The 8469-nt window shown below is 72.3% G+C and carries 9 protein-coding genes and 1 pseudogene; 6 read left to right on the top strand and 4 right to left on the bottom strand.

Going from position 1 to position 8469, the window contains the following annotated elements; all coding sequences use genetic code 11:
* The 3 genes and pseudogenes from VFH59_RS01905 to VFH59_RS01895 all read right to left on the bottom strand — a co-directional run.
* Nucleotides 1-120, bottom strand: a pseudogene (locus VFH59_RS01905) (leucine dehydrogenase); the annotation flags it as partial.
* Nucleotides 121-348: 228 nt separating this feature from the next.
* Nucleotides 349-681 carry a hypothetical protein gene (locus tag VFH59_RS01900; RefSeq protein WP_325163198.1) on the bottom strand — a complete coding sequence of 111 codons (333 nt, stop codon included), beginning with the start codon at nucleotides 679-681 and terminating at the stop codon, nucleotides 349-351.
* Between the two features lie 131 nt (nucleotides 682-812).
* Complete coding sequence (locus VFH59_RS01895) at nucleotides 813-1610, bottom strand: M48 family metallopeptidase (RefSeq protein ID WP_325163197.1); 798 nt, start codon at nucleotides 1608-1610, stop codon at nucleotides 813-815.
* Between the two features lie 169 nt (nucleotides 1611-1779).
* Here VFH59_RS01895 and VFH59_RS01890 point away from each other — a divergent pair, with 169 nt between their 5' ends.
* Nucleotides 1780-2406: a TetR/AcrR family transcriptional regulator gene (locus VFH59_RS01890; protein ID WP_325163196.1), complete on the top strand. Its 627-nt coding sequence runs from the start codon at nucleotides 1780-1782 to the stop codon at nucleotides 2404-2406.
* Entirely contained in the window at nucleotides 2394-3317 is a 924-nt protein-coding gene (locus VFH59_RS01885; RefSeq protein ID WP_325163195.1) for an alpha/beta hydrolase, read from the top strand. Before VFH59_RS01890 ends, VFH59_RS01885 begins: the two co-directional genes overlap by 13 nt.
* Nucleotides 3318-3340: 23 nt before the next feature.
* On the opposite strand, the gene VFH59_RS01880 is transcribed toward VFH59_RS01885, so the two are convergent.
* Nucleotides 3341-4813, bottom strand: coding sequence for a PLP-dependent aminotransferase family protein (locus VFH59_RS01880; protein WP_325163194.1), 1473 nt, complete (start codon nucleotides 4811-4813; stop codon nucleotides 3341-3343).
* A 107-nt stretch (nucleotides 4814-4920) separates the two neighbouring features.
* Between VFH59_RS01880 and VFH59_RS01875 the strand changes: the two genes are divergently transcribed.
* The 4 genes from VFH59_RS01875 to VFH59_RS01860 all read left to right on the top strand — a co-directional run.
* Nucleotides 4921-5895: a transporter gene (locus VFH59_RS01875; RefSeq protein ID WP_325163193.1), complete on the top strand. Its 975-nt coding sequence runs from the start codon at nucleotides 4921-4923 to the stop codon at nucleotides 5893-5895.
* Nucleotides 5896-5912: 17 nt separating this feature from the next.
* Complete coding sequence (locus tag VFH59_RS01870) at nucleotides 5913-6668, top strand: methyltransferase (protein WP_325163192.1); 756 nt, start codon at nucleotides 5913-5915, stop codon at nucleotides 6666-6668.
* A gap of 62 nt (nucleotides 6669-6730) precedes the next feature.
* Nucleotides 6731-7207: a GNAT family N-acetyltransferase gene (locus tag VFH59_RS01865; protein WP_325163191.1), complete on the top strand. Its 477-nt coding sequence runs from the start codon at nucleotides 6731-6733 to the stop codon at nucleotides 7205-7207.
* Nucleotides 7208-7350: 143 nt separating this feature from the next.
* On the top strand, nucleotides 7351-8469 hold a 1119-nt coding region (locus VFH59_RS01860; protein WP_325163190.1), incomplete at its 3' end, for a cobalamin-dependent protein.

Here is an 8469-nt window from a genome sequence, read left to right as displayed (position 1 = left end):
GCCGAGCGCCGGGCCCAGCACCGTGTTGTGGATCGCGATGATGGCCTTCAGGCCGGCGTCCTGGTTGTGGCAGAAGACGACTTCTTCGTGACCCGTCTTGGCGATGGTTTCAAAGATCATTGGAACGATGACTCCACGAGTTTGGCGGATGCCACGGGGATGGCATCCCGCAGAAAGTGTGGCGGACCGATCCAGTGCGGACCGCCGGGATCGGCAGAAAACGCTTGAAAGTCAAAGCCCCGGCAAGGGCCGGGGCGGTCAATTCAGTCGACTAGTTTAATACGTCGGCGACCTTGCCGTTTCTGCGGCGCAGCAAGCCGGGCGCGCGAGGGCGCCCGGCCTTCGGCATCAGTGGTGCCAGCGCCCGCGGTGGAGGCGCCATTCGCGGCCGTCCCGTTCCCACCGCGCCGGGCGGTAGCGGTAGCCGGGGCGGGCGCGGACCCAGTAGCCCTCCGCCCACACGTGACGATGGATGCGCGGGCTCCAGCGCCAGTAACCCGGCGCCCAGACATAGCCGTGGCGGGGCCGCACGTGCACGACGCGCACCGGCGGAGGCGGCACGCCGATGCGCACGGCCACCGAGACGTGGGGGCTGGCCTGCGATACCGGTGCGTAGGCGAGCGCGCCCAGGGCGAAGCCGAGGCCGGCGAGCAGGGCGAGGGGACGGGTGATGGCGGTCATCGGTTTCTCCGGGTGGCGCCGCGCGTGGCGGCGTGCACTCCGGAAAACGGGGCGGGCGGGTGCGTGTTGACGCGCCGATCACGCGCGTTCAGTCGGCGGCAGGCTGGCGCATCCCGGTAGGTGCGCCGGCCTCAGAGCCTGCAGTTGGGCGCATGCCCGCTCTTGCGCGCCTGCTGGTACACCGGCATCAGCCGCTGCGCCTGCTGTCCGAGCACCTGCGCGCGCTTGTTCGGCGCCGGGTGGGTCGAGAGGAACGCCGGCGTGCCGCCGCCCCCCTGCTTCTCCATCTTGTCCCAGAGCGTCACGGCCGCGCGGGGATCGAAGCCGGCCTTGGCCATGTAGCGCTGGCCGAGGGTGTCGGCTTCGGCCTCCTGCGTGCGGGAGAACGGCAGCAGGATGCCCACCGTCGCGCCCGCGCCGAGCAGCGCCGCGACGTTGCCCGCATCGCCGCCGCGCGTGCCGGCGTAGATGCTGCCGGCGGCCACCGCCGCCTGCGCGGCCATGTTGTCCGAGACGCGCTCGGCGCCGTGCCGCGCGACCACGTGCGAGAGCTCGTGGCCGAGCACCACTGCCAGCTGGTCCTCGTTGCTCGCCACCTTGAACATGCCCTGGTTCACGCCGATGCGCCCGCCGGGCAGGGCGAACGCATTGGCGGTGTTGTCGTCGACGATCTGCACCTCCCACTGCTGGGTGTTCCACGGCGGCGGCAGCACCGCGACCAGCGCGTGCGCGACGCAGGTGGCATAGGCGCGCTCCTTCGGTGCGTTGGCGAACTTGCCCTGCTGGCGCATCTGGTTGAACGAGGCCAGGCCCATCTGGCTCATCTGCGCATCGGACACCACCATCAGCTGCGAGCGTCCGGTCGGCGAGGTGGCGCAGCCGGCAAGCAGCGAGGCGAGGACGGCGGCGATCAGCAGGCGCGGCTTCATGGGGCATCTCCCAGGCAAATAGGCAGCGACCAAGCATAGCCGCAGCGCCCGGCTACGGCCGATGAACGCGGCCCCTGTGGGAGCGCACCCGTGCGCGACCGCCATGCCTCCCGGTCGCGTCCAGGCGCGCTTGCACAAAAGAACGAACGGTCGTGCTATTTTATCCGGCATGACTGCCACGACCGCCCCCGCCAAGGGCCTCGCCACCCGCGAACACATCCTCGACCACGCCTACGAACGGGCCCGCGTGGGCGGCCTGGAAGGCCTCTCGATCGGCACGCTCGCGACCGACGTGGGCATGTCCAAGAGCGGCGTGTTCGCCCATTTCGGCTCGCGCGAGGACCTGCAACTGGCCGTGCTGGACGCGGCCGCCCGCCGCTTCATGACCCGGGTACTGGTGCCCGCGCTATCCGCCCCGCGTGGCCTGCCACGCCTGCGCGCGATCGTCACGCAGTGGTGCGAGTGGGGCCGCGAACACCAGAGCGGCTGCGTGCTGCTGACCGCCGCGGGCGAGTACGACGGCCGCGAAGGCGCGCTGCACGACGCCGTCGTGGCGCAGCAGGCGGGCTGGCGCGGGGAGCTGGAAAAGGCCATCGCCCAGGCCGTCGCCGCCGGCCACCTGCGCGCGGACACCGACGCCGCCCAGCTCGCCTTCGAGATCTACGCATTGATGCTCGGCCTGCACCACGACGCCGGCCTGTTCGGCTTCGAGCAGGCCAGCCGCCGCCTGCATGCCGCCTTCGAGCGCCTGTGGCGCAGCTGGCAACCCCAGAGGACCGACCCATGTCCACCGTGATGCGCCGCCCCGGCCTGGCCGCCCGCTTCAGGCTCGCCACCGTCCGCACCAGCTTCGCCCTTGGCGGTCGGCTGGCGCCGCGGCGCACCGCCGACCGGGCGGCGCGGCTGTTCGCCACGCCGTTCGCCAGCAGCCGCACGCGGGCCCGCGCCGCCACGCCCGACCCGGCCATGCGCCGCGAGACGCTGGCCATCGGCGCCCAGTCCATCGCCACCTACGTCTGGGGCGACCCGGCCACGCAACCGTACGTGCTGCTGGTGCACGGCTGGTCGAGCTTCGGCCTGCGCTTCCTGCCGTGGATCGAGCGCCTGCGCGCGCTGGGCTACGCGGTGGTGAGCTTCGACCAGCCCGGCCACGGCCTCAGCAGCGGGGATTACTGCACGCTGCCGGAGTTCGCCGATACCGTGCGCGCGGTGGGCCGCCACTACGGCGAGGCGGCGCTGGCGATCGCGCACTCGCTCGGCGGCGCCGCAATCGCGCTGGCCCAGGGCGAGGACTGGCGCGCGCGCCGGCTGGTGCTGATCGCCCCGGCCGCCGACATGCACGCGGCGACCACCCGCTACTTCCGCTTCGTGCGGCTGGGTGAACACCTGCGCCGTCCGTTCTACGCCTGGCTGGTCAACCGCACCGGCATCAGCGTGGACGAGCTGCAGATGCACCGCCGCGTCACCGCCCTGGGCCAGCCCGGGCTGATCGTGCACGACCTCGACGACGCCGACGTGCCGTGGGAAGAGGGCGAGCGCTACGCCCGCCACTGGCCCGGCGCGCGGCTGCTAACCACGCAGGGCCTGGGGCATCACCGCGTGCTGGACGCCCCGCAGGTGGTCGAGGCGGTGCTCGCCTTCGCCCGTGGCGAGACCGTGGGCGAGCGTGTGGTCGCCTCGGCCAACCTGCCGTTCGGCGTGGCCTGACCAGTCCTTCCTGAAGCAGCGGCCTACAGGCAGCGCGCCAGCCGGCGGATGCCCTCGTCGATCGCGCGCGCGTCGACGCCGCCATACCCAAGGATCAGGCCGGGACGCGCCCCCGGCCCGCGCCAGCACTGCGACAACGGGCGCACCGACACGCCCACGCCCGCGGCCGCGCGCGACAACGCCACGTCGTCCATGCCTGGCGGCAACAGCGCCGCCAGCTGCATGCCCGCCTCCGCACCGACGACCTGCAGCCGGCCCGGCACGTGCCGCTCGATCGCCTCGAGCAGGGCCGCCCGCCGCGCGGCATAAAGCACGCGCATGCGCCGGATGTGCCGCGCGAAGTGGCCTTCGCGGATGAAGTCGGTCATCGCCCGCTGCGGCAGCATCGGCGAGCAGGTATCGAGCGCATCGCGCGCCGCGCGGAACGCAGGCACCAGGTCCTTCGGCAGCACCAGCCAGCCCAGCCGCAGGGCCGGGAACATCACCTTGCTGAAGGTGCCCACGTAGATCACCCGCGCGTCCGCATCCAGCCCCTGCAGCGAGGTCACCGGCTTGCCGCCGAAGCGGTACTCGCTGTCGTAGTCGTCCTCCACGATCCAGCGCCCTTCGCGCGCCGCCCACTGCAGCAGTTGCATGCGCCGCGCCGCGCTCATCGTCACGCCGAGCGGGAACTGGTGCGACGGGGTGACGTAGACCATCCGCGCGTCCGGCCCGCGCCGGATGCCCTCGGCGACGTCCAGCCCGTCCTCGTCCACCGGCACCAGCACGGGCCGGGCGCCGACCGCGGCCAGCGCCTGGTGTGCGCCCGGGTAGCCCGGCTCCTCCATCCACGCGCTGTCGCCGGCATCGAGCAACACGTGGGTGCACACCTGCACGCCGTGCTGCGCGCCGGTGGTGATCATCACCTGCGAGGCATCGGCCCGGACCGCGCGCACCGTGCGCAGGTAATCGGCGACCGCCTCGCGCAGCGGCAGGTAGCCGAGCGGGTCGCCATAGACCAGCGACTCGGTATCCACCCGCCGCGCGTGCCGGCTGAGCAGGCGCGCCCAGGCCTCGTGCGGGAAGGCGTCCAGCGCCGGCAGCCCGACCCGGAAGGCGCCCTGGCTGTCGAGCCAGGTCTGCTCGGGACCGGCCATCGCCGCGGCCCGGCTGGCGACGCGGCGCGCGGGCGAAGCCTCCGGCGCGGACCCGCCGCGCCGCCGCCGCGGCCGCGCCGGGGCATCCAGCGGGATCGCCCCCGCCACGCAGGTCCCCGCCCCGGTGAACGTCTCCAGATAGCCCTCCGCATGCAACTGCTCGTAGGCGCTGAGCACCGGCAGCCGCGAGACCTTCAGCTCGCCCGCCAGCGCCCGCGTGGACGGCACGCGCTGGCCCGGCTGCAACTGCCCGTCCACGATGGCGCGGCGGAACCAGTCCGAGAGCCGCCGGTAGATCGGCGTGTCGCCGTCCGGGTCCAGGGCGATCGGCGGCAGCAGGCTGGCGGACACGCGTTTCATGCGCGGCTCCCAAGTGGTCATGCCCGATCATAGCCAAGTGGCTATTCGCGCGAACCACTGCCGCGCCTAAGGTGCGAGCCTCGACAGGCAGGGTGGAGACGCGCGGCGTGGGTATCGATCGGCAGACGGCGGCACGACCTGGCAGGCGCCTGCGCGTGCTCGGCGGCATCCTCGCCTGGCTCGCCGCCGGCGCGGCGCTGGCCCAGGACGGCACCGCCCGGCAATCGCGCGACGATGCCTGGTGGACCGGCCCGATGCTCGCCAACTCCGCCGAGACGCTGCCGCGCGGCCACGTGCTCGTCGAGCCCTACGTCTACGACGTACAGACCCGCGGCAACGACGGCTTCGGCTCGCGCGCCTACGTGCTCTACGGCCTGACCGACGACCTCACCGTCGGCGCCATCCCGATCATCGGCTACAACGGCCTGGACCACGGCCCGAACAGTTCCGGCATCGGCGCGGGCGACCAGATCCTGCAGGCGCAGTACCGCCTCACGCGCTACCACGAGGGCAGCTGGTTCCCCACGCTCGCGATCATGCTGCAGGAAGCGGTGCCGACCGGCCGCTACAAGCGCCTGGCGCGCGCCGCCGACGGCATGGGCGCCGGCGCCTGGGCGACCACGCTGGGCCTCAACGCGCAAAGCTACTTCTGGATGCCCAGCGGCCGCATCCTGCGCGTGCGCTTCAGCGCCACCTGGACCTTCGCGCACCACGCCGACATCGACGGCGCCAGCAGCTACGGCACCGGCCCCGACTTCCACGGTCGCGCCACCCCGGGCGATGCGTTCTACGTCGCCGGCGCGTTCGAATACAGCCTCACTCGCCGCTGGGTGCTCGCGCTCGACCTCACCTACAGCCGCAGCGACGCCACCCGTGTGATCGGCGTCGACGATCCGCTCGGCCTGCCGGCCACGCCCGTGCGCGCGAGCTCCGGCCGCAGCGAGGCCTTCGGCTTCGCGCCGGCGGTCGAGTACAACGTCAACGCCAACGTCGGCGTGCTGCTCGGCGTGCGCGTGATCGCCGGCGGGCACAACGTCACCCGCTCGGTCACGCCGGCGATCGCCATCAACATCGTCCACTGAGCACAGGAACCGTTGCCATGACCCGCCGACTGCTCGCCCTTGCACTGTTCGCGCTCGCCACCGCGACCTCCACCGTCGCCGCGGAGACTCCCGCCGGCCCGATCGCCGTGGCCCTCGCCGACCCCGCGCGTCCTGCCGCGGACCGGGCGCAGGACGCCGACCGCCGCTCCGGCGAAGCGCTCGATTTCGCCGACATCCACGCAGGCGACGTCGTGGTCGACCTGATGCCCGGCGCCGGCTACTACACGCGCCTGTTCAGCCGCCTGGTCGGCCCCACCGGCAAGGTCTATGCGCTGGAACCGGCCGAGATGGCCAAGGCCGCGCCCGAGCCGCTCCAGGCGCTACAGGCCTTCGCCGGCAAGGGCGCCTACGCCAACGTCGAGGTGCTGGTGCAGCCGCTGGATGCACTCACGCTGCCCCGGCCGGCCGACCTGGTGTGGACCTCGCAGAACTACCACGACCTGCACGACCCGTTCATGGGCCCGGCCGACATGGCGCGCTTCAACCGCGCGATGCTCGCCATGCTCAGGCCCGGCGGCCGCTTCCTGGTGCTCGACCACGCCGCCGCCGCCGGGACGGGTGTCAGCCACACCGACGACCTGCACCGCATCGACCCCGCGGCGGTGAAAAGGGAAGTCACCGCCGCCGGCTTCCGCTTCGTCGGCGCCAGCGCGAAGCTGCGCAATCCGGCCGACGACCACACCGCCGCCGCCTTCGATCCGCGCATCAAGGGCCACACCGACAAGTTCCTGCTCGCCTTCCGCAAGCCGTAGGCTGCATCCGGCCACACCGCCGCGGCGCCGGGAGGCACCGCGGCGCCCCACCGGACCACTACATGATCGACATCCGCCCCGCCGCGTTCCCGCACGACCTGCCGGTCGTGCGCACGCTGTTCGAGGAATACGCCGCCGGCCTCGGCGTCGACCTCGGCTTCCAGGGTTTCGACGCCGAGCTGGCCGCGCTCCCCGGCAAGTACCAGCCGCCCGGCGGCCAGCTGCTGCTCGCCTGGCGCGGCGCCGAGCCGGTCGGCTGCGTCGCGCTGCGCCGCATGGACGCCCACGCCTGCGAGATGAAACGCCTCTACGTGCGCCCGGCCGCGCGCGGCCTGGACCTCGGCCGCCAGCTGGTGGAACGGCTGTGTACGCTGGCTGCGCAGGCCGGCTACCGCTGCATCCGGCTGGACACGCTCCCGGACATGCACGCGGCGCAGCGGCTCTACCGCGCGCTCGGCTTCGTGCCGATCGCGCCCTACGTGTTCAACCCGGTGCCCGGCACGCAGTACATGGAACGGCCGCTGCCCGCCGCGCCGTAGCCACGCGACCGCCGCCGGCAACGCGGGACACCAGGCCGCGTGCCCCGTGCTCCACACGCCTGCGCCGGGCGGGCGTTACCGCGCGCTCGACGGCGAACCCCACTAGAATCGAGGGGTTCAGAGCACAGAAGTCCGGAGTCGCCATGAGTTCCCCCGCCAACCGCCTCCCCGCCGCCGCTGCGCAGGCCGACGCCACCCCGCTGCGTTTCGTCACCGCCGCCAGCCTGTTCGACGGGCACGACGCGGCGATCAACATCATGCGCCGCATCATCCAGGGCCAGGGCGCCGAGGTGATCCACCTGGGCCACAACCGCTCGGTGGAAGACGTGGTGCGCGCCGCGCTGCAGGAAGACGCCGACGCCATCGCGCTGTCCTCCTACCAGGGCGGCCACGTCGAGTATTTCAAGTACATGGTGGACATGCTGCGCGAGCGCGGCGCCTCGCACATCCGCGTGTTCGGCGGTGGCGGCGGCACCATCACCCCGGAAGAAATCCGCGAGCTGCAGGCCTACGGCGTCGAGCGCATCTATCACCCCAACGACGGGATGAAGATGGGCCTGACCGAGATGATCGAGGACGTCATGCAGCGGACCCGCGCCGCGCAGGCCGCCCGCCTGAAGGCCGAGCAGCCCGGCGTGCCCGAGGTCGACATCGACGACGAGATCTCCGTCGGCCACCTGCTCACCGACATCGAGGAGTCCCGCCTCGGCGAGGCCGAACTGACCCGCCTGCGCAAGGAATGGGATCTGGCCGGCCGCAAGACCCCGGTGCTCGGCCTCACCGGCACCGGCGGCGCCGGCAAGTCCTCGGTGGTGGACGAACTGCTGCTGCGCTTCCTGCACGCCTTCCCCGAGATGCGCATCGCCGTGCTCGCGGTGGACCCGACCCGCCGCCGCTCCGGCGGCGCGCTGCTGGGCGACCGCATCCGCATGAACTCGCTGCGCTCCCACCGCGTGTACATGCGCTCCATGGCCACCCGCCGCCAGCACATGGCCACCAACGAGGTGCTCAAGGACTGCATCGCCTTCCTCAAGAGCCAGCCCTACGACCTGGTGATCGTGGAAACCGCCGGCATCGGCCAGAGCGACTCGGAGATCGTCGACCTGGTCGACTTCCCGGTCTACGTGATGACCAGCGACTACGGCGCCGCCAGCCAGCTCGAGAAGATCGACATGATCGACTTCGCCGAGCTGATCGTGCTCAACAAGTTCGACAAGCGCGGCGCCGAAGACGCCCTGCGCGACGTGCGCAAGCAGTGGAAG

The sequence above is a fragment of the Frateuria sp. genome, assembly GCF_035695185.1.
GTDB lineage: Bacteria > Pseudomonadota > Gammaproteobacteria > Xanthomonadales > Rhodanobacteraceae > Frateuria_A.
This window is presented reverse-complemented; position numbering and strand designations above follow the sequence as displayed.